This window comes from Mycobacteroides sp. PCS013 (assembly GCF_049532645.1).
Classification (GTDB): domain Bacteria; phylum Actinomycetota; class Actinomycetes; order Mycobacteriales; family Mycobacteriaceae; genus Mycobacterium; species Mycobacterium gwanakae.
This window is the reverse complement of record NZ_CP150131.1, coordinates 4,755,622-4,776,045: the sequence shown is the minus strand read 5'-3', so window position 1 is coordinate 4,776,045 and position 20,424 is coordinate 4,755,622. Positions and strand designations below refer to the sequence as shown.

Below are 20,424 nucleotides of genomic sequence, written 5' to 3'. Positions count from 1 at the left end.
GGGACCCGTGGTGAGTGCCCAAGATCTGCCTGTCGAACTGCGCCGGGCTCTTTCCGAAGTCGCCCGTACTCCTCGGCTGTTGGTGGCCTCCGACTACGACGGAACCATCGCTCCGCTGGTCAACAACCCCGATGACGCACGCCCACACCCCGAGTCGACCACGGCGTTGCGGGCGTTGGCGGGACTGCCGTCGACAACCTCGGCGCTGATCTCCGGGCGCGCACTGCGTGACCTGGCGACCCTGTCGCGGCTGCCCTCCGAGGTACATCTGGTCGGTAGCCACGGATCGGAGTTCGATGCCGGCTTCGTGCACGCCATCGACGGAGACGCCAAGGCGCTGTTGAAGACCATCGCCAACAAGCTGTCGGCCATCGCCGCCGAATACGCTGGGGTGGCCATCGAGCTGAAACCGGCGAGCGTCGCACTGCACGTGCGTAACGCCTCGGAAGAGGACGGCGATGCCGCGCTGTCCCAAGCACTTACCGTGGCCAACGGGTGGGGCGCGCAGGTCACCGAGGGCAAGAAGGTTCTCGAATTCGCGGTCATACCCACCGACAAGGGACAGGCGCTCGACATCTTGCGCCATCAGGAAGGCGCGACCGCCGCGGTGTTCTTCGGCGACGACGTCACCGACGAGAAGGCCTTCAAGCGACTGCATGGCCCCGACGTGGGTGTCAAGGTGGGCGACGGAGAAACACTCGCCGGATACCGCATCCCGGACACCGAATCGGTGGGCACCGCACTGGCTTTCCTGCTTGAGGAACGTCGCACCTGGCTGCTCGGCGGTCACGCCACCCCCATCGAGCGTCTCACCATGCTCGCCAACTCACGCACGCTCGCGCTGGTGACCCCCACCGGTGACATCACCTGGATGTGTCACCCGGAACCCGACTCGGCAGCCGTCTTCGCCCACCTCCTCGGTGGGGATGAGGCCGGGCACTTCACCATTGGCCCCGCACGGTCGGCGCTGCCACTCGGCCAGAAGTACATCGACAGCACCATGACTGTTGAAACCCGTTGGGCCAGCCTGCAGGTCACCGACTACCTGGCGCACGACGAGATTCCCGGGCGTACCGATCTGATCAGGGTTGTCACCGGTGAGGCCGACGCGGTGGTCACGTTCGCCCCGCGCCCCGAGTTCGGTCAGACACCAGTGCAGCTGGTAGCCGACGAGGGCGGTCTGCGGGTGCTGGGCACCAACGACCCGATTGTGCTGCGCGCACCCGGCGTCACCTGGAGCATCTCCGCCGACGAACAGACCGCCACCGCGACGATCAGCCGCTCCAACCGGCCGATCGCTCTCGAATTACGATGCGGTACAGAAGATTTAGGGCCTAACCCGGTCCCCGAACCTGAGCTGCGGCGCCGCGCCGAGTCGTATTGGCGCGACTGGGCGCAGACCCTGACACTCCCCGAGCGCAAGCCCGGACTGATGAAGCGCTCGGCGCTGACGCTGCGCGGCCTGGTGCACGCCGAATCCGGCGCGATCCTTGCGGCCGCCACCACGTCATTGCCGGAAGACATTGGCGGCATTCGCAACTGGGATTATCGGTACTGCTGGCTGCGCGACGCCTCGATGACCGCATCGGCCCTGGTGGCGCTGGGATCGCTGGGCGAGGCCGAGGGCCTGCTGGGCTGGCTGCACCGAGTACTGGAGCACCTGCCCGGCCCAGATCGCCTGCACCCGCTGTACACCTTGTCCGGAACCGTGCTGCCGCCCGAGGCGGTGATCGACTCGCTGCCCGGATACGCGGGCTCACGCCCGGTCCGCGTCGGCAACGCCGCCAACTCACAAGTGCAGCTGGACGTCTTCGGTCCCGTGGTGGAACTGATCCACGATCTGACTCACGCCCGTAAGCGTCTCGGACACGCCGAACCGCTGACCGATGCCGACTGGAACCTGGTATCCGACATGGTTCTTGCCGTCGAACGCCGGTGGTACGAACCCGACCACGGAATCTGGGAGATCCGCGGCAATCCGCGGCACCACGTCTACTCCAAGGTGATGTGCTGGGTGACCGTGGACCGTGCGGTGAAACTCGCCGAAGAGTTCCAGCGCGAGACTCCCGCGGGCTGGGCCGGACTACGTGACGAGATCGCCGCCGAGGTCATCGACAAGGGCTGGAACGACTCGGTCAAGTCCTTCACCGCCGCCTATGACGGCACAGATCTGGATGCTGCCACCCTGTACATCGGACTGTCCGGGCTGATCGAGCCCACCGACCCCCGGTTCACCGCGACAGTGATCGCCACTGAAGCCGAGTTACGTAGTGGTGCAACGGTTTACCGATACCACCGCGATGACGGCCTGCCCGGCGGAGAGGGCGGCTTCCATCTGTGCGCCGCCTGGCTCGTGGAGGCCTACCTGCTCATCGGTGCGCGATCACAGGCCGAGCTGCTGTTCGACCAGTTGGTCAAGGCCACCGGCCCCACCGGCCTGTTGTCCGAGGAGTACGACCCGGTGGCCGAACGCTCGCTGGGCAATCACCCGCAGGCATACAGCCACATCGGGCTGCTGCGCTGCGCCGCCTTGCTGTCCTAACCGGCCATTTCGCCGCGCCACCGGCGGCGCGGGCATAGCGTTCAGCCATGAACCCCATGCAACGTCTCAGCTCCCTGGCGTCGCAGCAGTTTGGCAAGGTCAACAAGGCCCTGACGACGCCGACCGGACAGCTCACACCACACGCCATCGCCAAGCTCGTCACACCGAGCCGAAGTCTGCGCTCGTCGGTCCGCAAGAAGATCGTCATGATCACCGGCGGCTCATCCGGCATCGGCCAGGCCGCAGCGCTACAGATCGGCGAGGCCGGCGGAACGGTACTGCTCGTCGCCCGCTCCGAGGACAAGTTGCAGGAGACCGCCGCGCAGGTTCGTGGTGTCGGCGGGACCGCCCACGTGTTCCCGTGCGACCTGTCCGATATGGATGCCATCGATCGGATGGTGAAAGACGTGCTTGCCGAGCACGGCAGGGTGGACATCCTGATCAACAACGCCGGTCGATCGATCCGGCGCTCGCTGGCCCTGTCCTACGACAGGCCACACGATTTCGAGCGCACCATGCAACTGAATTACTTTGCGCCCCTGCATCTCATCCTCGGATTCATGCCGGGCATGCGTGAGCGCAAGTTCGGCCACGTCATCAACATCTCGTCCATCGGGGTGCAGACAAAGGTGCCACGATTCGGCGCGTACATCGCATCGAAGGCCGCGTTGGACACGGTCTCCGATGCGTTCCAGGCCGAGACGTCGGACGAGGGACTGCGTTTCACCACCATTCACATGCCCTTGGTGCGGACCCCGATGATCGCGCCGACGACGCTGTACCAGAAGTTCCCGGCCCTGACCCCGGACGAGGCGGGTGAGGTGATCGCCAAGGCGATCATCGAGCGGCCCCGGCGAGTGGCTTCGGCATTCGGACGGATCGCCTCGTTCGCAGATTCACTCACCCCGGAAATCATGGATGCGGTGCGCAATCAGGGGTACAAGATGTTCCCGGATTCCGATGCCGCTAAGGGGGTCAAGAACCTCAAGCCCGAAGAAGTTGACAGCGGACAGCAGATCTTCATCGACGCCACACCCGGGGTGCACTGGTGAGCCTGCCCAAGCCAGAGGCCGCCGGCCCCGTCGTCATCACCGGGGCGTCCTCGGGCATAGGCACCGAGCTGGCGTACGGGCTGGCCAAGTGCGGATACTCGTTGACGCTGGTAGCGCGCCGCAAGGACAGGATGGACAAGCTCGCCGACATCCTGACGGCACGCCACCACATCGAAGTCGGCGTGCAGGCACTGGACCTTGGCACCGAGTCCGGCCGCGCCGAGCTGCGCGAGTGGATTGCCGCCAATCGCATTGCGGGATTGTGCAATTCTGCGGGGTTCGGCACCAGCGGGGTCTTCCATGAGTTGCCGTTGGATCGCGAGCGTGAAGAGATCGAGGTCAACGTCATCACACTGGTCGAGCTGACCCATGCCGCGGTGGCAGGCATGGTTGATCGGGGGACCGGGGCCGTGCTGAACATCGCCTCGGTTGCCGCCTTCCAGCCGATTCCATACATGGCGACCTACGCGGCGACCAAGGCCTACGTGCAGTCCTTCTCCGAGGCCGTGCACGAGGAGCTGCGGGGCACGGGCGTGTCCTGCACGGTGCTGTGCCCGGGACCGGTGCCCACGGAATGGGCGGAGATCGCGAGTGCGGAGCGGTTCAGCGTGCCGGGTGTACAGGTCCCTGCGAAGCAAGTGGCCGCAGCGGCAATCAAGGGCATGCAGCAGGGCGCGCGCAGCGTGGTCCCGGGAGCGGTACCCCAGGCGATGACCGTGGCCGGGCGATACACCCCACGATCACTGCTGCTACCGGCACTGCGTGTAGTCACCAAGCTCAGCGAACGCTGACACGTTTTGCACTCTCCCCGCCCATCCCCCATAATGAAAACCGTTTTCATTACTGGAGAGCTGGAGGTCTGCTGTGCACGCTCGCGTGACTGGGTTGGCTTTGGCGGTTACGACCGTAGGAACGCTCGCGCTCTCCGGCTGCGGCCAAGCCGCCCAACGGTCCAGCGAACCCACGGTGGTGGCCTCCACGGATGCCTGGGCCTCAGTGGCCCAGGCCGTCGCCGGTGACCACGCCAAGGTGAGCGCATTGGTCAGCGGCGCCAACACCGACCCGCATTCCTTCGAGGTAACGCCCGCGGCCGCGGCGCAGGTCCAGGACGCCACGCTGGTTGTGTACAACGGCGACGGCTACGACCCGTTCATCGACAAGCTGCTCAAGGACGGCCAGCCTCGGGTCAACGCCTACCAGCTTCTGCCCGCGGACTCCGCCGACAAGAATGAGCATGTGTTCTACAGCCTGAGCACCGCGAAAAAGGTGGCCGATCAGGTTGCAGACGAACTTGCCAAGGCAGACCCGGACGACGCCGATACCTACCGCGCGAATGCCAAAACATTTGGGCAGCAGCTTGACTCCATCTCAGATCTGCAGCACGGCATCGCCGAGAAGGACCATGGCAAGGGGATCCTCGCGACCGAGCCGGTGGCCAGTCACCTGGTCTCTCATTGCGAACTGGTTGACCGCACGCCCCACGACTTCGCCGAAGCCGCCGAGCAGGGCCAGGACCCCTCCCCCGCCGATGTCGCCACCGCGTTGGACCTGATCAACACCAAACAGGTTGCGGCACTGCTTTTCAACTCTCAAACGGCCGGACCGGTCACCAATCAGCTCAAGCAAGCCGCCGAATCTCATGGCGTTCCGGTAGTGACGGTGACCGAAACCCTGCCGGACGGCACCGACTACATCACCTGGCAGCGACGCACCACCGAACAGCTCGCGACCGCCCTGAGATAATGGCCAAATGAGTACCGCGACGCTGTGCAATGCATCGCTCAATCGCGGCGGACGCACCCTGTGGCAGGATCTGGATCTCACGGTCGAACCCGGTGAGTTCATCGCAGTATTGGGCCCCAACGGTTCCGGGAAGACCTCGCTGCTGCGCCTGTTGCTGGGGCAGGTGCCACTCACCCGAGGCACCATGAGTGTCACCGGCGAACTCGGGTACGTCCCCCAGCACCGGCTCGCCGACAACGCGCTGATTCTGCGCGCGGAGGATCTTGTCGGCCTCGGAATCGACGGGCATCGTTGGGGTTTAGCGGCGTTCAACGGCGCGCGCCGCGCGCGCCAGCGTGAGGCGATCGAACTCGCACTGGATCAGGTCGACGCGACCCACCTGGCAACCAAGGCAGTCTCGTCACTGTCCGGAGGTGAGCTACAGCGGGTACGCATCGCGCAGGCACTGGCGGGCGATCCCGCGCTACTCCTCTGCGACGAGCCGCTGTTGAACCTGGATCCGGCCAGTGCACAACAGATTTGCGCCCTGATCGACAAACGGCGCAGGAGCGCACAAACGGCGGTGCTGTTCGTGACGCACGAGATCAATCCGATCGTGCCGTATGTCGACAGAATCCTGTACCTGGTGGACGGACGCTTCCAGATCGGCACCGTCGACGAGGTGATGACGACGGAGACGTTGTCACGGCTATACCGCGCGCAGATCGACGTGGTGAAGGTACGTGATCAGTACGTGGTGGTGGGCGAAAACCAGCAGCTCACGTCAGAGTGCGCCGAGCACGCCCATGAATAACTTCTTCGATCTCTCACTCACCGCCGATCTGCTCGGGCGCGACTTCGTGCAGCAGGCGATCCTCGCGGCCGCTCTGCTGGGACTGCTGGCCGGGCTCATCGGCCCCTTCGTGATCATGCGCCAGATGTCTTTCGCCGTCCACGGCTCCAGCGAGTTGTCACTGACCGGTGCCGCGGCAGCGCTGCTGGCCGGTGCCAATGTCGGAACCGGCGCACTCCTCGGAAGCGTGGTCGCGGCAATCCTTTTCGGGATCCTCGGGCAGCGCACCAAGGATCGCGACTCGTCAATCGGTGTCGTCATGGCCTTTGGGCTGGGGCTGGCAGTGCTTTTCATCCATCTGTACCCGGGACGCACCGGCACCAACTTCGCACTTCTGACCGGCCAGATCGTCGGCGTCGGATACAGCGGGCTGTTGATGCTCGTCGTCGTGAGCCTCGTGGTGGGCGTGGTGCTGGCCGTCACCTACCGGCCGATGCTGTTCGCCACCGTCGACCCCGATGTGGCCGAGGCGCGCGGAGTGCCGGTTCGCATCTTGGGCATCGTGTTCGCGGCCCTCGTAGGCCTCACCGCGGCACAGGGTGTGCAGATCGTCGGCGCGCTACTGGTGATGTCGCTGCTCATCACACCCGCAGCGGCCGCCGCTCGCATCACCTCGTCCCCGGCGCGCGCCATCGGCCTGTCGATCCTCTTCGCCGAGATCGCCGCGGTCGGTGGCATCGTGTTGTCGTTGGCGCCAGGGGTGCCGATCTCGGTCTTTGTCACCATGATCGCGGTATCGATCTACCTGCTCTGCCGGGTCATCGGGCGGTATCGGCAGGCCTGAGCGGGCTAGGCTCGCACGGTGACGCGCATCGACCTGAATGCCGACCTTGGTGAAGGATTCGGTGCCTGGCGCCTGGGCGACGATGAGGCGATGCTCGATGTGGTCACAAGCGCAAACCTCGCCTGTGGCTTCCATGCGGGCGATCCTGCGACATTGCATCGCACCTGCCGCGCCGCTGCCGCTCGGGGTATCCGCATCGGCGCGCAGGTCGGCTACCGTGATCTGGCGGGCTTTGGCCGCCGGTTCATCGATATCGCCGCAGACGACCTCTACGCCGACGTGGTGTACCAGATCGGCGCATTGGATGCGTTGGCCCGCACGGTCGGGTCGTCCGTGACCTATGTGAAACCGCATGGTGCGCTGTACAACACAATTGTTCATCATGAGGTGCAAGCGGACGCGGTTGCGCGTGCGGTACGCGACGTGAACGCCGCCTTTCCGGTGCTGACACTGCCGCGCAGTGCGTTCGGGGACCGTGCGCGCGAATTAGGGTTGCGCGTGGTGACCGAGGCCTTCGCCGACCGGGCCTACCGAGAGGACGGCACCCTGGTACCGCGCAGCGAACCGGGGGCGGTGTTGCATGATCCCGCTGCGGTCGCGGCGCGCATTCCCGCCCTGAGCAATACTGCCGAATCAATATGCGTACACGGCGATTCCCCGGATGCCGTGACAATCGCACGGACCGTGCGCGCGGCGCTGACAGCCAACGGAATCGAGCTGGCCCCGTTCGTTTAGCGGTGATAGGCCGGTGGCAGCGCCAAACCCTTCTCTGCCAACACCTTCCGCAGGATCGTCGGGTAGTCGCTGATTATCCCGTCGGCACCGGCGTCGATCTGCGCCTTCATGGTCTCGGCGTCGTTGATGGTCCACGGAATGACCTTGAGCCCCAAAACGTGTGCCTTCTCGACGAACTTCTTGTCGGCGACCAGTGTGAAACCCGGATCACCCACCTTGCCTCCATAGGGCACGGTGTATCCCGGTGACAAGATGGTGGCACCGATCTGCTTGGCCCCGTCAATCGGATCCTTGACGACCGCGGGATCCACTCCACCGAGCCACGGCGAGCCCGGGTACCAGGTGGTCTCGTCCCAGAGCGCGACAAGTGGGATACCCGGTTCGGCTCGCTTGGTCATCGGCAGCGTGCGCCAGTCGAAGCTCTGAATTTCGACTTTGTCGACCTTGCCCGCCGCCCGAATAGCCCCGAGAATGACGTCGACAAACACCTGCGGTTCCGCCGATTTCTGAGGTTCGGCGGCCTCCACCTTCGTCTCGATGTTGTACCGCACATCGGCACGATAGGAATCCGAGAGGGCGAAAACCTCGGGTAGCAAAGCAATCCTGTCGTTCTTCACTACCTCTGCCTGTGGAAAATCCTTGAGCAGCTTGCCGCAGTCCAGGGTGCGCAACTGATCGGAGGTCAGGTCTTTCACCAGCTTTCCGACATAAGGGAACTGTGGGTCACCCGGTGTCACCGGGGCAGTATCTGAGCATTTCGCGGGATCGATCACCGGATCGTGCCAGACCATGGGTTTGTGATCCTTGGAGATGACGATGTCGAGCTCGAGAGTGCTCACCCCCAGTTCAAGTGCTTTCGCGAAGGCGCGCAATGATTCTTCGGTGGTTTCACCGCGCCCGCCCCGGTGCGCCTGCAGATCAAAAGACGCCGCGTCCTTATTGCCACAGGACGTCAGTGCCAGGGTAACTGCGAGAACGGCAGCCAAGCGCTTCATGGCGATGAGGCTATGCCACTCGCACCGGGAAGGCACTCGCGTACACCAAACAGCCATCTTCCGTACACAGATGCCTTCGTGGCGCGAAGCAATCAGCGCCGCTGGCGCGCGATCTCCGCGAGTACCACGCCGGCGGCCACCGACGCGTTCAACGATTCGACCGGCCCGGCCATGGGGATCGACACCACCGCGTCGCAGGTCTTACGGACCAGCTGGGACAGACCCTTGCCCTCTGATCCAACGACCACAGCGATATCGCCCGCGCCGTCGAGGTCATCGAGCTCGGTGTCTCCGCCGGCGTCAAGTCCGACAATGGTGAGACCCTTGTCCTGCCAATCCTTCAGTGTGCGTGTCAGATTCGTGGCGCGCGCGACCGGAAGGCGCGCCGCCGCACCAGCGCTGGTTCGCCATGCAACAGCGGTGACCGATGCACTTCGCCGCTGCGGAATGACAACGCCGTGCCCCCCGAAGGCAGCCACGGAGCGCACGATGGCGCCCAGATTGCGCGGGTCCGAGATGTTGTCCAGTGCCACCAATAGTGCGGGCTGCGCCTCCGCACGCGCGCGGGCCAGCAGATCGTCGGGATGGGCGTATCGATACGGAGGGACCTGCAGGGCAAGCCCCTGGTGCAACCCGTTGGTGCTCATGCGGTCCAGGTCGGGCCGCGGCACTTCCAGGATCGCAATACCGGCATCGGCCGCCAGCGACACGGATTCGGTGAGTCTCTCGTCGTTGTCGGCGCCGACGGCGACATATAACGCCGTTGCCGGCACACCCGTGCGCAGGCATTCGAGCACCGGGTTACGTCCCAGCACCATCTCGGACTCGTCGCCCTGCTTCAGCCGACGTTGCTTGGCATCGGTGATCTTCCGTTGCACAGCAGCACGTTTGGCAGCTGGATGCTTCGTCCGCTGTTCGGCCGGAGGTGTTGCGCCCTTGCCCTCCAGGCCGCGTCGGCGTACACCGCCGGAGCCGACGATGGGCCCCTTCTTGGTGCCGGGCTTACGTACCGCGCCGCGGCGCTGGGAATTTCCTGCCATTGCTACTCTTCGTCACTACTCGTAAGGGACCACTGAGGGCCGTCTGCGGTATCGGTGATCTCCAGGCCCGCCCGCTTGAGCCGGTCCCGGATCTCGTCTGCGAGTGCCCAATCCTTCTCTGCCCGAGCGGTTCCCCGCCGCTCTAGCTCGGCCGTCACCAGCACGTCGACAGCATTCAATGCGGCGGACGTCTCGTCACGCGTCTCCCAGCGCTCGTTGAGCGGGTCACATCCGAGGATCGACATCATGGCGCGGACGCTCGACGCCGCCGATAGCGCGCCCTCGTGGTCACCGGCATCCAGTGCCCGGTTTCCGTCCGCGCGCGTAGAATGCACCTCTGCCAACGCGATCGGCACCGACAGGTCGTCATCCAGAGCCGCTGCGAAGCCAGGAGTCCAGGTACCAACCGGGACGTCGCCGACCCGGATCCGCACGCGGTGCAGGAAGTCTTCGATACCGCAGTAGGCCTTGACCGCGTCCGCGAGCGCGGTCTCGGAGTATTCGAGCATGGAGCGGTAGTGCGCGCTACCGAGGTAGTAGCGCAGCTCGACAGCCCGGACCCGTTGCAGCACAGCCGGAATGGACAACACATTGCCCAACGACTTGCTCATCTTCTCGCCACCCATAGTGACCCAGCCGTTGTGCAGCCAGTAGCGTGCGAATCCGTCGCCGGCAGCACGGCTCTGTGCAATCTCGTTCTCGTGATGCGGGAAGATCAGATCCATGCCGCCCGCGTGAATATCGAACTCCGGGCCCAGGTATGACTCGCACATCGCCACGCACTCGGTGTGCCAGCCCGGTCGTCCGGGTCCCCACGGAGTGGGCCACGACGGCTCACCGGGCTTGGCGCCCTTCCACAGGGTGAAGTCCCGCGGGTCACGCTTGCCAGTCGCGACACCCTCGCCCTGGTGCACATCGTCGATCTTGTGCCCAGACAGTTGCCCGTACTCCGGATAGCTCAGCACATCGAAGTAGACGTCGCCGCCACTGGCGTAAGCATGCCCGGTGTCGATGAGACGCTCGATCAGCTCGACCATCTGGGTGATATGGCCCGTCGCCCGTGGGGACACCGAAGGAGGCAGCACTCCGAGCGCGTCGTAGGCCTGGTCGAAAGCGCGCTCGTAGGTGGCCGCCCACTCCCACCATGGCCGGCCGGCATCGGCCGCCTTGTTCAGGATCTTGTCGTCGATATCGGTGACATTGCGAACGAACAGGACGTCATAGGCGCGGGCGGTGAGCCAGCGACGCAGCACATCGAACGCGACACCGCTGCGGACGTGCCCAATATGGGGCAGACCCTGCACAGTTGCCCCGCACAGGTAGATGGAGACGGACCCGGGCTGCAAAGGCACGAAGTCACGCACGGCACCCACACGGGTGTCGTACAGCCGAAGCGGAGCGTGACCGGTCACGACCAGCGAGCTTACAGCGCTGTGACGAGCGCCGTTGCCACCGCGGCCAAGCCCTCGCCACGTCCGGTCAGACCCAGCCCGTCGGTTGTGGTCGCCGAAACCGAAACCGGTGCTCCGAGGAGGCCCGACAGTAGCTCCTGGGCCTCGGCCCGGCGCGGCCCGATCTTCGGGCGATTCCCGATGACCTGAACTGCGGCGTTACCGATCTGGAAACCGCTGTCGTGCAGCAGCTCCCGCACGTGGGTCAGCATCTTCGCCCCGCTGACACCCGACCATTCTGGCTGGCCGGTTCCGAACACCGCACCCACATCTCCCAGTCCGGCCGCCGAAAGCAGCGCATCGCACAGCGCGTGGGCGGCGACGTCACCGTCCGAATGCCCCTCGCAGCCATCCGCATCGGGGAACAAAAGCCCCAGCAACCAGCATTGCTTGCCCGCCTCTATCGGGTGCACATCGGTGCCGATGCCCACCCGGGGCAATGCGCTCATTGAGCTACCTCCCTGCTCAGAATCGCTTCCGCCAGCGTCATGTCCAGCGCCGTGGTGATCTTGAAGGCCAGCCGGTCACCGTCCACGACGTGCACGCTCTCACCCATCTGCTCGACGAGTGCGGCATCATCGGTGGCGACATCCCCCGCGGCCGCGTACGCGCGCCTCAGCAGGTCTGCGGCGAACCCCTGCGGTGTCTGCACGGCGCGCAGGCCGGCACGGTCGGGTGTGCCGCTCACATCCCCGACCGCATTGACCGATTTGATGGTGTCCGCGACGGCTATCGCCGGGATAACCGCGCGACGGCCGCCTTTCAGCTCCGCGACGATGCGGGCGATCATGTCCGGAGGGGTCAACGGACGCGCTGCATCGTGAACAAGAATCCAGTCGGCCGCATTCACCGCTGCCAGCCCGGCGCGTACGGAATCGGTGCGTTCTGCGCCGCCCGGCACAAGTGTGGCCGTCGGGCCCAGCAGGGCCGCAGCCTTTTTCAGCTGCTCGGCGCCGACTACGACGACTACCTCGTCGACGGCCCTGGAAGACAACAGACCATCGACACAACGTTCGAGCATTGTCCGGCCACCAACAGTGACGAAGGCTTTCGGAATGTCTGCACCCAGCCGCACACCGAGACCGGCGGCCGGGACAATCGCCGCCGTCCTACGAGGCAGCTGCGAGCACCTCGTCGAGAATGGTGTCGGCCTTGGCGGCATTGGTGTTCTCGGCAAGCGCCAGCTCACCGACCAAGATCTGACGAGCCTTGGCCAGCATGCGCTTCTCGCCTGCGGACAGGCCACGCTCCTGCTCGCGGCGCCACAGGTCACGCACGACCTCGGCGACCTTCTTCACGTCGCCAGATGCCAGCTTTTCCTGGTTGGCCTTGAATCGACGGGACCAGTTGGTCGGCTCTTCGGTGTGCGGTGCACGCAGCACCTGGAAGACCGTGTCCAGACCCTCGCGGCCCACCACGTCACGGACGCCGACGTACTCGGCATTCTCTGCAGGCACACGAACAGTCAAATCGCCCTGGGCAACCTTCAGGACGAGATACTCTTTCTGCTCGCCTTTGATGGTTCGGGTCTCGATCGCTTCGATCAGCGCTGCACCGTGATGTGGATACACAACGGTGTCTCCGACCTTAAATATCATCTTGTTTCGTGCCCCTTTCGATACCCAATTCTATCACGGGGCATCTCGACGTGTGCACCAACGGTGCAGGTCAGGGGCACTGCAGGTGAACCCTCGGGGTTGACATGGTGACGTTTTCGTGCATCCAGCGCCCCTCGGCGGCGGCGCTCGCCGACCCATAAACCAGCCCTCACAAGCGGTAATCCAGGTCACATCGGTTCCCCGATGCCAGACTGGGACACCGGATCCGGACGGATCTGGACGGTCTTCACGCGAGCGACTCATCCCGAGTGCCCCGCCGTTTTCGTCGTCGCCAGGCACCTACTACTGTCTATAGGACATATCGGCCGCAGGTGGATTTCGGACTATCCGGAGCCGCTTTCGAATCAGGGAGATGCCTGTGTTTCGCACTCGGTCCCATCGCAGCACCGCTCGCGTGACGACACTTCTTGGCGCCGCGGTTCTCGCGACTGCCCTCACCGGCTGCGGCTCGGGGCAGATCTCGCAGACAGCGAACCAGTCGTCGGCGATCAACGGCGGCAGTGCCAACCTCGGCAAGCTGGCGTTGCGCAACATCCATCTCGTCGGCACCCCGGACCCGGTGAAGCAGCGTGCCGGGCAGAAGGCCGAGCTGGTTCTGGTCATCACGAATGAATCAGCGGATGTCAACGACAAGCTCACCGCGATTTCCTCTCCTGACGACATCGGCAAGGTGACCCTGAGCGGCGACAGCGAGATCCCGGCGACCGGCCGCCTGTTCGTCGGGGCCGCCGAAGGCCAGGAGCCCGCATCCGAGGCCAAGGGGCCCGAGGCCGCCGGCGCAGAAGGCAGCAACGGGGAGCACGGTGCCACCGTCTCCACCGAGCCCGGAGCCGCCACGACGGAGGTCAAGGCACCAGAGCCCAAGCCGCAGGCCGCCTCTGACCCGACGATCAAGCACGGCAAGGCTCAGCTACAACTGACGAAGGATCTGGCCGACGGCCTCACGTACCGATTCACCTTCACCTTCGAGAAGGCCGGAGAGGTCACCGTCGCGGTGCCGATCGACGCCGGTCCGAGTGCACCTCGCCAGCACACCGCCAATGAGGAAGGCCACGAGGGCGGCGGACACTAACACAGTCGCACAGCGAGGGCCCGGAACGGCGATCTGCCGTCTCGGGCCCTCGCTTTTTTCGTGCTAGCTTGCGCCCATGAAACGGCTCTTCACCTGCATGGCGGCGGTGGCCACGATGGGCGCGGCGCTGACCGCTCCTGCAGCACACGCAGCGCCCAGAACGGTGACGTACCGAGTCTGGGCGGAATACGGCCCACTGGTCGCGGCAACCATCGGCTACAACGAAGCGGACGGTTCCCGGCATGGTGCGATGAATCCGCAGTTGCCGTGGGGTAAGGACATCACGTGGACCGATGACACCAAACATCCCGTCATCAACGTCACCGGATACAACACCGGGGATGGTCCCCGGATCTTCTGTCAGATCCTCATCGACGGCCAGGTGGTCGACGAGGACGACCGAGTGGAACTGGCCACCTGCAGCTACGCCACCGACGGCATCCCCCGCGAGCACTGCCAGCGCGGCAACTCCGGTTCTATTGTCGGCATCTTTTCGAAGGTCGACGGAGATCCGTGCAGTCGCGCTCAGTGACATCGACGGTGTGACGAATCGGCCCATTGCCCGCGACCGTCGTGATAGCTTCCGGCCCAAAGCCTGAACCGGGAGGACACCGTGAAGCGAACCCTGGCAGCGGTAACCGCGGCAACCGCAGTCGTTGGCCTGACCCTCCCCGGGACCGCGCAGGCTGCGCCCCCCAAGGTGACCTACCTGGTGTGGGCAGCGGGCAAGGCACCCGAGGCCGGCACCATCAGCTACGGAGGCTACAACGGAACGCCTCAGTCCGTCAGCGGCGTCAAGCTGCCATGGTCGGTGACGGTGGCCTGGCCGTACCAGGACACTGTCAAGCAGGTGACGGCGATCTGGGGCTCGGGGCACATCTACTGCCGGATTCTGGTGGACGGGCAGACCGTCTTGTCCAACGACGGCGAGAAAACCGTGAACTGCCAGGACCGCATCGTCCCGCTTCCCCCTGACTGACACCGCAGGACCCGCATCCCCGGATTTGTCACACCCGACGGCTAACGTCGCGGTGTGGCCAAACCCCGCGCGCAGTTCAGGTGTTCTGAATGCCAGCACACCACCGCTAAATGGGTGGGCCGCTGCCCTGATTGCGGCACCTGGGGCAGCGTGAGTGAAACCGCCGTGCTGTCCTCCATCGGCGGACTCGGCGCGGTGCGAGCCGTCGCTCCGGCCTCGGCAGCGGTACCCATCACCAGCATCCCCACCGACACCACCAAGCACCAGCCCACCGGTGTCTCCGAGCTCGACAGGGTGCTGGGTGGCGGCGTCATCCCCGGCTCGGTGAATCTTCTCGCCGGTGAGCCGGGCGTCGGCAAATCGACGCTGCTGCTGAAGGTCGTCCACCAGTGGGCGGCCTCTGGCGGACGTGCGCTCTACATCAGCGGCGAGGAGTCGGCGGCCCAGGTTCGGCTTCGGGCCGAACGCACCGGATGCGCGCACGACGAGGTGTATCTGGCCTCCGAATCCGATCTACACAGCGTGCTGGGACATATCGAGGCGGTCAAACCCACACTGGCAATTATCGATTCGGTGCAGACCATGTCCACCACCGATGCCGACGGCGTGACCGGTGGTGTTACCCAGGTGCGCGCGGTGACGACGGCGTTGACCATGGCGGCGAAGTCTTCGGGGGTGGCGATGGTGCTGGTCGGCCATGTCACCAAGGACGGTGCGATCGCTGGGCCGCGATCTCTGGAACACCTGGTCGACGTGGTGTTGCACTTTGAGGGCGACAAGCACACGGCGTTGCGCATGGTCCGTGGAGTCAAGAACCGATTTGGCGCCGCCGATGAGGTCGGATGTTTTCAGTTGCGCGACAGAGGGATCGAATGTGTATCCGATCCTTCCGGGTTGTTCTTGGAACATCGCGAGAAGGCCGCTGCCGGAACGGCGGTGACGGTAACCCTCGACGGTAAGCGCCCTCTGCTCGGCGAGGTGCAGTCTCTCGTCACCACTTCCACCAACCCGTCACCGCGGCGCGCGGTGAGCGGACTCGATCATGCACGTTCGGCGATGGTTACCGCCGTACTGGAACGCCATGGACGAATTCCCTTGGGCAATAACGATATTTACATGGCAACGGTGGGCGGCATGCGCATGACCGACCCGTCGTCGGATTTGGCCATCCTGATGGCGGTGGCCTCTGCGTACACCGACATCGCATTGCCGGCCAACATGGTGTTCATCGGTGAGGTGGGGCTGGCGGGCGATATCCGGCGCACCGCTGCCGTGGGCAAGCGCATCGCCGAGGCCGCGCGGCTCGGCTACACCCATGCGGTCATTCCGCCCGAGGGGGACGACCTGCATCCGGCCGGTATGCACCTGCTGCGCTGTCCCACGGTCGGCAGGGCCCTTGAAGTGCTCTCCGAGGCACGCCGGATCGAGCCGGAAAAGCGCCCGAGTCTACGCCTCGCACAACAATTTACGGACTGATGCCGAGCGTCCGCGAGGCTCCTTCACCGTAGTGCGCATCCGGGTCGATGATCACGAAGATCCCCTGTGAACTAGCCACCAGCTCACCGTCGATTCGCGCACTGGCCGTCGTGTACAGCTTGCGTCCGGCCCTGCCCTCCACCGCAGCGGCCAGGTCTACCATTGCCCCAACCGGAATGGGCCTGCGGTAGTCGATCTCCAAATGCGCAGTGACAGCGATCAACTGCGTCACGATGCCCAGCACGCCCTGCAACTCATCAAAGATCGCCGCCATCACACCGCCGTGGATGACGCCGGGTCCGCCCTCTAGCTCCGGGAGAACCTCGAACTGGCCGGTGACACCGGCGCCGTCAGCAGCGAAGAATCGCGTGCCCCACAGGTCCTCCTCGGACCCCGGGTAACTGAACCTGCGGGGCCAGCCCGGGTTCAGCGCTGCTCCCGGAGCGGGGGCTTCCGGGCCGCGGCTAACCGGCTCTAGCCCCTCGGGCAACGTCCACGTCGACATGACCACGTAATCTAACTGCGGCGAACCGAGCCTGGAGAGGGAGGGGCGCGATGGACAACGCGGAAGCCAACGCAAGAATGCGGGAGACCCTGGCCCGGTTGGCGCCGGGCACACCCCTGCGCGACGGGCTGGAACGCATTCTTCGTGGTCGCACCGGGGCGCTGATTGTCCTGGGCTACGACGACAAGGTCGAGAGCATCTGCGACGGCGGTTTCTCACTCGATGTCGCTTTCGCCCCGACCCGACTTCGCGAGCTGTCCAAAATGGACGGTGCCGTGGTGCTGTCCACGGACGGATCGCGCATCGTTCGCGCCAACGTGCAGCTGGTCCCCGACCCGTCCATCCCGACCGAAGAGTCCGGTACCCGGCACCGGTCCGCGGAACGAACGGCCATCCAGACGGACTATCCCGTTGTCTCGGTGAGCCATTCAATGAACATCGTGAGCGTGTACACCGCCGGCATCCGCCACGTGGTCATGGATTCGGCGACCGTCATGTCCCGGGTCAACCAGGCGGTGTCCACCCTCGAGCGCTACAAGACACGACTGGACGAGGTGACCTCGTCGTTGTCCACTGCGGAGATCGAGGACTTCGTGACCCTGCGCGACGTCATGACCGTGGCGCAGCGGCTGGAACTGGTGCGCCGGATCAGCCAGGACATCGAACTCGATGTCATCGAGCTCGGCACCGACGGACGTCAGCTCAAACTGCAGATCGGCGAGCTCGTCGGCGATAACGACACCGAACGCGAACTACTGGTGCGGGATTATCACGCCAACCCCGAGCCACCGACTCAGGCGCAGATCGCGTCGACACTGGAAGATCTGGACGCGCTCTCGGACACCGATCTGTTGGACCTGACGGTGCTGTCGCGCACATTCGGATACCCATCGACCGTCGAAGCCCAGGACACCGCGATGAGTTCCCGCGGTTACCGGGCCATGACGCACATCCCCCGACTGCAGTTCGCACATATCGACAGGCTGGTCAGGGCCTTCGGGTCGCTACAGGGACTCCTGGCCGCCAGCGCGACCGATCTACAGTCGGTGGAGGGAATCGGGGCCATGTGGGCCCGGCACATCCGTGAAGGACTGTCCCGTCTGGCCGAATCGACTCTTACCGAACAAACCGGTTAGGCCGGTGGTGCTGCCGGCGGCGGTGCATCGGCAGGCTTCTCACCGATGATGAAGGGCACTGGCGCGCTGCGCAGATCTCCGAGCTGAACCACCAGCGAGTAGGTCCCCGGGCCGATGGCCGGGCGAGGCAGCGGGCAGTTCGGCGCGGAACCCATTCCGGTCCAGGTGACCTCGGTGGTCACCTGCTCGCCGGGGTTGAAGGTCTTGATGGAGTTCTCTTGCGACGGAGCGCAATCCAGGTTGGCCCAGATCCGCTTGTTGTCCACACTGAACACCGAAGCGGCCAGCACAGCGGCACCCACATCTCGTTTGCACTGCACCAGGCCGATATTGGTGACCACCATGGTGAACTTGGGCTGCTCGCCGGCTAGATAGCTGGGCTTGTCGGTGGAGGCCTTCACCGCGAGCGTCGCGTCGGGGCAGTCATCGCCAGCGTTCAACGCCACTGGCGGCACCAATTCGGGCTTGGCGATGGGCGGTCCGTCGTGGACCGGCGCATCCACCGGCTTGTCGGTCGGCTTCTGGATCTCGTTGGGCGGCAGAATGACCGGCTTACCGGCGGGTGCCGTCGCTTCAGCAGGCTGATCCGCGGCCTTGGTGTCGGCTCCTGCACTGCCACCGACCAGCGCGAAGATCACCGCGGCGACGATGGCGACAACAACCACCGCCACACCGATCGCGAGGGCGCGGCGCCGCCAATAGATCTCCGAAGGCAGCGGGCCTGAGGGGTGCATGTCAATCACGATTCAACGGTAAGCGCAGGTCACTATAGGATGGCCGACCTCGCTCGGCGTGTCGGCGAGCTATACAGACTTCACAGTGCTAATTGAGGGTGACGCGGCAGAGCCGTTCCGGCGCAGCGGGCACTAGTTCACGCAGGGAATGCCACTGCTGCCAACAACCGGCTTACCCGAGTCCGGCGGTGCGTAGTCCTCCGAACTCAACGAGCCGGCCATCGAACTCGCGGTGCCGCTGTCTTCGGCGCTCAAGACATCGGACGGCGCAGAGTATCCGTCTCCCAGCATGACCCGAATTCGTCCGGGCGCCAACGCGGGATCCGCACTGGGCTTCACATCAATGCCCAACATTGTGGACATGGTCTTGGCGTCGGCATCGGCACCTGCGCCGTAATCGATGGTGGTACTGGTCGATTCGCCGCTTTCCGGATCCCGCACGTCGCCCTTGGTGTAACCGCGGCTCACCAGCGCCGACGAAATCGTTGATGCCAGACCCGACGTCGAGGTGGCATTCACTACGTCGACAGTGCTCGTGGGCGTCGCGGGAGCGGACGCGGGCGCGGCATCCTCCCCCTTGAACGCGGCGGCCACCTTGGCCCGGATCGCCACCGGGTCGACGATGTTCACGTCGGCACCGTTGATGGTGTCGTACCGCACCACCGGCAGCGTCTGGAAGTTCACGTTGCCGTCCGCGATCTGTCCTATGCGCTGGAATTGCTTCTCGGTCCAGCCCTTTGACAGCACAACGTCCTTGTGGACGACGTTCATCAGACCGTTCAGTTTGGTGATGTCAGTGAGGGTGCCGGCATTGCGCAACTGCTGCATCACCGAGATCAGGAAGGCCTGCTGGCGATGGGTTCGGTCCAGGTCACCGTTTTCCAGGCCGTGGCGTTGGCGCACGAACGCCAGGGCCTGTGAGGCGTTGAGGGTTTGTTCTCCGGCCTGGAAGTTCGCACCCGAATAGCTGTCGTAGACGGCATTGTTCAGGCAGACGGTGACCCCACCCAGCTCGGAGGCCAAGTCGTAGAAACCGACCAAGTTGACCTCGGCGAAGTAGTCGATGGGCTGACCAGTAAGCCGGTGCACGGCATTGAGAGTTGCGCGCCTGCCGGCCTCACGGCTCTGCTGCTCCAGCGTCGCTTGATCGGTGATGCCCTCGTTGACGAGCTTGTCCGCCTCATTGGCCTTGGTCAGGCCATAGGCTTCCTTGATCTTGATGTGCTTGTAACCGGGTATGCCCTCGGCCGGGACCCAGTCGTCGCGGGGAATCGAGAACGCGGTGACCTTGTTGTCCGCGCCGACGTGCACGAGGATCAGGGTGTTGGTGTTGTAGCCGCCGGCATCCGAATCACCGGCATGCAGCTGGCTCAGGACCGCCTTCGGCAGGTCGTTTCCGTCCTGGTCCTTCCGCGAATCCAGACCGATGAGCAGCATGTTCATCGAGCCGTCGCTGGACTTGCCGCCTTCGGCCTCCGCACCCGAAGTGGGGACATGGCTGAACGCCTTGTAAAACACCTGCCAACCGGCGCCGGTTACCACCAGGCTGGCGCACGCCAGCAGAGCGAAGACTGCTCGACCAGCCGCAGTTTTACTTATTGACCAGCGGTTATTCGATTTGGGCAGTGCGTGCTTTGGCCGCCTGCGACCAGTGTCGCGGCTCATCGGTCGCCACCCCCGTGTGGCAGCAACGTACACACTGAACTACCCATCCCTCCCCCAGAGAAAT

Annotated in this window: 21 protein-coding genes; 12 read left to right on the top strand and 9 right to left on the bottom strand. The window is 64.8% G+C overall.

Annotated elements, in window-relative coordinates:
* Positions 1-10 precede the first annotated feature (10 nt).
* The 7 genes from otsB to RHO23_RS23745 all read left to right on the top strand — a co-directional run bounded on the left by otsB (position 11) and on the right by RHO23_RS23745 (position 7,688).
* Positions 11-2,542 (top strand): trehalose-phosphatase, encoded by a 2,532-nt coding sequence (gene otsB, locus RHO23_RS23775; protein ID WP_030095775.1) that lies wholly within the window; start codon positions 11-13, stop codon positions 2,540-2,542.
* A 47-nt stretch (positions 2,543-2,589) separates the two neighbouring features.
* On the top strand, positions 2,590-3,594 hold the full coding sequence (locus RHO23_RS23770) for an SDR family NAD(P)-dependent oxidoreductase (RefSeq protein ID WP_030095776.1): 1,005 nt from the start codon (positions 2,590-2,592) through the stop codon (positions 3,592-3,594).
* Positions 3,591-4,385: an SDR family NAD(P)-dependent oxidoreductase gene (locus RHO23_RS23765; RefSeq protein WP_423488423.1), complete on the top strand. Its 795-nt coding sequence runs from the start codon at positions 3,591-3,593 to the stop codon at positions 4,383-4,385. Before RHO23_RS23770 ends, RHO23_RS23765 begins: the two co-directional genes overlap by 4 nt.
* 73 nt (positions 4,386-4,458) lie before the next feature.
* Positions 4,459-5,337 carry a metal ABC transporter solute-binding protein, Zn/Mn family gene (locus RHO23_RS23760; protein WP_070918924.1) on the top strand — a complete coding sequence of 293 codons (879 nt, stop codon included), beginning with the start codon at positions 4,459-4,461 and terminating at the stop codon, positions 5,335-5,337.
* A 7-nt stretch (positions 5,338-5,344) separates the two neighbouring features.
* Positions 5,345-6,130, top strand: coding sequence for a metal ABC transporter ATP-binding protein (locus RHO23_RS23755; protein WP_423488422.1), 786 nt, complete (start codon positions 5,345-5,347; stop codon positions 6,128-6,130).
* Positions 6,123-6,953, top strand: a complete 831-nt coding sequence (locus tag RHO23_RS23750; protein WP_423488421.1) for a metal ABC transporter permease — start codon at positions 6,123-6,125, stop codon at positions 6,951-6,953. Before RHO23_RS23755 ends, RHO23_RS23750 begins: the two co-directional genes overlap by 8 nt.
* 18 nt (positions 6,954-6,971) lie before the next feature.
* Positions 6,972-7,688 carry a LamB/YcsF family protein gene (locus RHO23_RS23745; RefSeq protein WP_423488420.1) on the top strand — a complete coding sequence of 239 codons (717 nt, stop codon included), beginning with the start codon at positions 6,972-6,974 and terminating at the stop codon, positions 7,686-7,688.
* Here RHO23_RS23745 and RHO23_RS23740 read toward each other — a convergent pair.
* The 6 genes from RHO23_RS23740 to RHO23_RS23715 form a co-directional block, all read right to left on the bottom strand.
* Positions 7,685-8,683 carry a glycerophosphodiester phosphodiesterase family protein gene (locus RHO23_RS23740; RefSeq protein ID WP_423488419.1) on the bottom strand — a complete coding sequence of 333 codons (999 nt, stop codon included), beginning with the start codon at positions 8,681-8,683 and terminating at the stop codon, positions 7,685-7,687. The genes RHO23_RS23745 and RHO23_RS23740 overlap by 4 nt on opposite strands.
* 92 nt (positions 8,684-8,775) lie before the next feature.
* On the bottom strand, positions 8,776-9,723 hold the full coding sequence (rlmB, locus tag RHO23_RS23735) for a 23S rRNA (guanosine(2251)-2'-O)-methyltransferase RlmB (RefSeq protein WP_423488418.1): 948 nt from the start codon (positions 9,721-9,723) through the stop codon (positions 8,776-8,778).
* Between the two features lie 2 nt (positions 9,724-9,725).
* Positions 9,726-11,135, bottom strand: a complete 1,410-nt coding sequence (gene cysS / locus RHO23_RS23730) for a cysteine--tRNA ligase (RefSeq protein ID WP_030095786.1) — start codon at positions 11,133-11,135, stop codon at positions 9,726-9,728.
* Between the two features lie 11 nt (positions 11,136-11,146).
* Positions 11,147-11,623, bottom strand: a complete 477-nt coding sequence (gene ispF / locus RHO23_RS23725; protein ID WP_030095787.1) for a 2-C-methyl-D-erythritol 2,4-cyclodiphosphate synthase — start codon at positions 11,621-11,623, stop codon at positions 11,147-11,149.
* Positions 11,620-12,336 (bottom strand): 2-C-methyl-D-erythritol 4-phosphate cytidylyltransferase, encoded by a 717-nt coding sequence (gene ispD, locus RHO23_RS23720; protein ID WP_423488417.1) that lies wholly within the window; start codon positions 12,334-12,336, stop codon positions 11,620-11,622. Before ispD ends, ispF begins: the two co-directional genes overlap by 4 nt.
* Entirely contained in the window at positions 12,284-12,772 is a 489-nt protein-coding gene (locus RHO23_RS23715) for a CarD family transcriptional regulator (RefSeq protein ID WP_005064991.1), read from the bottom strand. The genes ispD and RHO23_RS23715 overlap by 53 nt, the downstream gene beginning before the upstream one ends.
* A gap of 379 nt (positions 12,773-13,151) precedes the next feature.
* Here RHO23_RS23715 and RHO23_RS23710 point away from each other — a divergent pair, with 379 nt between their 5' ends.
* The 4 genes from RHO23_RS23710 (at position 13,152) to radA (ending at position 16,320) form a co-directional block, all read left to right on the top strand.
* Complete coding sequence (locus RHO23_RS23710; RefSeq protein ID WP_423488416.1) at positions 13,152-13,865, top strand: hypothetical protein; 714 nt, start codon at positions 13,152-13,154, stop codon at positions 13,863-13,865.
* Between the two features lie 76 nt (positions 13,866-13,941).
* On the top strand, positions 13,942-14,397 hold the full coding sequence (locus RHO23_RS23705) for an MmpS family transport accessory protein (protein ID WP_423488415.1): 456 nt from the start codon (positions 13,942-13,944) through the stop codon (positions 14,395-14,397).
* A gap of 81 nt (positions 14,398-14,478) precedes the next feature.
* On the top strand, positions 14,479-14,844 hold the full coding sequence (locus RHO23_RS23700; protein ID WP_070941881.1) for an MmpS family transport accessory protein: 366 nt from the start codon (positions 14,479-14,481) through the stop codon (positions 14,842-14,844).
* A gap of 54 nt (positions 14,845-14,898) precedes the next feature.
* The gene (radA, locus tag RHO23_RS23695) at positions 14,899-16,320 is read left to right on the top strand and encodes a DNA repair protein RadA (RefSeq protein ID WP_064407711.1); all 1,422 of its coding nucleotides are present in this window, start codon (positions 14,899-14,901) and stop codon (positions 16,318-16,320) included.
* On the opposite strand, the gene RHO23_RS23690 is transcribed toward radA, so the two are convergent.
* Entirely contained in the window at positions 16,310-16,825 is a 516-nt protein-coding gene (locus RHO23_RS23690) for a PaaI family thioesterase (protein WP_101312842.1), read from the bottom strand. The two genes, radA and RHO23_RS23690, sit on opposite strands and share 11 nt — an antisense overlap.
* A gap of 77 nt (positions 16,826-16,902) precedes the next feature.
* Here RHO23_RS23690 and disA point away from each other — a divergent pair, with 77 nt between their 5' ends.
* Positions 16,903-17,961 carry a DNA integrity scanning diadenylate cyclase DisA gene (gene disA / locus RHO23_RS23685; RefSeq protein WP_030095796.1) on the top strand — a complete coding sequence of 353 codons (1,059 nt, stop codon included), beginning with the start codon at positions 16,903-16,905 and terminating at the stop codon, positions 17,959-17,961.
* Here disA and RHO23_RS23680 read toward each other — a convergent pair.
* Both RHO23_RS23680 and RHO23_RS23675 read right to left on the bottom strand, forming a co-directional pair.
* Complete coding sequence (locus tag RHO23_RS23680) at positions 17,958-18,701, bottom strand: hypothetical protein (protein WP_030095797.1); 744 nt, start codon at positions 18,699-18,701, stop codon at positions 17,958-17,960. The two genes, disA and RHO23_RS23680, sit on opposite strands and share 4 nt — an antisense overlap.
* Positions 18,702-18,827: 126 nt before the next feature.
* Positions 18,828-20,360, bottom strand: coding sequence for an LCP family protein (locus RHO23_RS23675; protein WP_030095798.1), 1,533 nt, complete (start codon positions 20,358-20,360; stop codon positions 18,828-18,830).
* Positions 20,361-20,424: the final 64 nt, after the last annotated feature.

Coding starts and splice junctions, on each gene's coding strand:
- ispD (WP_423488417.1), bottom strand. CDS start 12,336: ATGCCGCCAAGGCCGACACCATTCTCGACGAGGTGCTCGCAGCTGCCT.
- RHO23_RS23675 (WP_030095798.1), bottom strand. CDS start 20,360: ATGAGCCGCGACACTGGTCGCAGGCGGCCAAAGCACGCACTGCCCAAA.
- rlmB (WP_423488418.1), bottom strand. CDS start 9,723: ATGGCAGGAAATTCCCAGCGCCGCGGCGCGGTACGTAAGCCCGGCACC.
- RHO23_RS23715 (WP_005064991.1), bottom strand. CDS start 12,772: ATGATATTTAAGGTCGGAGACACCGTTGTGTATCCACATCACGGTGCA.
- RHO23_RS23690 (WP_101312842.1), bottom strand. CDS start 16,825: ATGTCGACGTGGACGTTGCCCGAGGGGCTAGAGCCGGTTAGCCGCGGC.
- RHO23_RS23740 (WP_423488419.1), bottom strand. CDS start 8,683: ATGAAGCGCTTGGCTGCCGTTCTCGCAGTTACCCTGGCACTGACGTCC.
- RHO23_RS23705 (WP_423488415.1), top strand. CDS start 13,942: ATGAAACGGCTCTTCACCTGCATGGCGGCGGTGGCCACGATGGGCGCG.
- RHO23_RS23750 (WP_423488421.1), top strand. CDS start 6,123: ATGAATAACTTCTTCGATCTCTCACTCACCGCCGATCTGCTCGGGCGC.
- ispF (WP_030095787.1), bottom strand. CDS start 11,623: ATGAGCGCATTGCCCCGGGTGGGCATCGGCACCGATGTGCACCCGATA.
- disA (WP_030095796.1), top strand. CDS start 16,903: ATGCGGGAGACCCTGGCCCGGTTGGCGCCGGGCACACCCCTGCGCGAC.
- RHO23_RS23755 (WP_423488422.1), top strand. CDS start 5,345: ATGAGTACCGCGACGCTGTGCAATGCATCGCTCAATCGCGGCGGACGC.
- RHO23_RS23770 (WP_030095776.1), top strand. CDS start 2,590: ATGAACCCCATGCAACGTCTCAGCTCCCTGGCGTCGCAGCAGTTTGGC.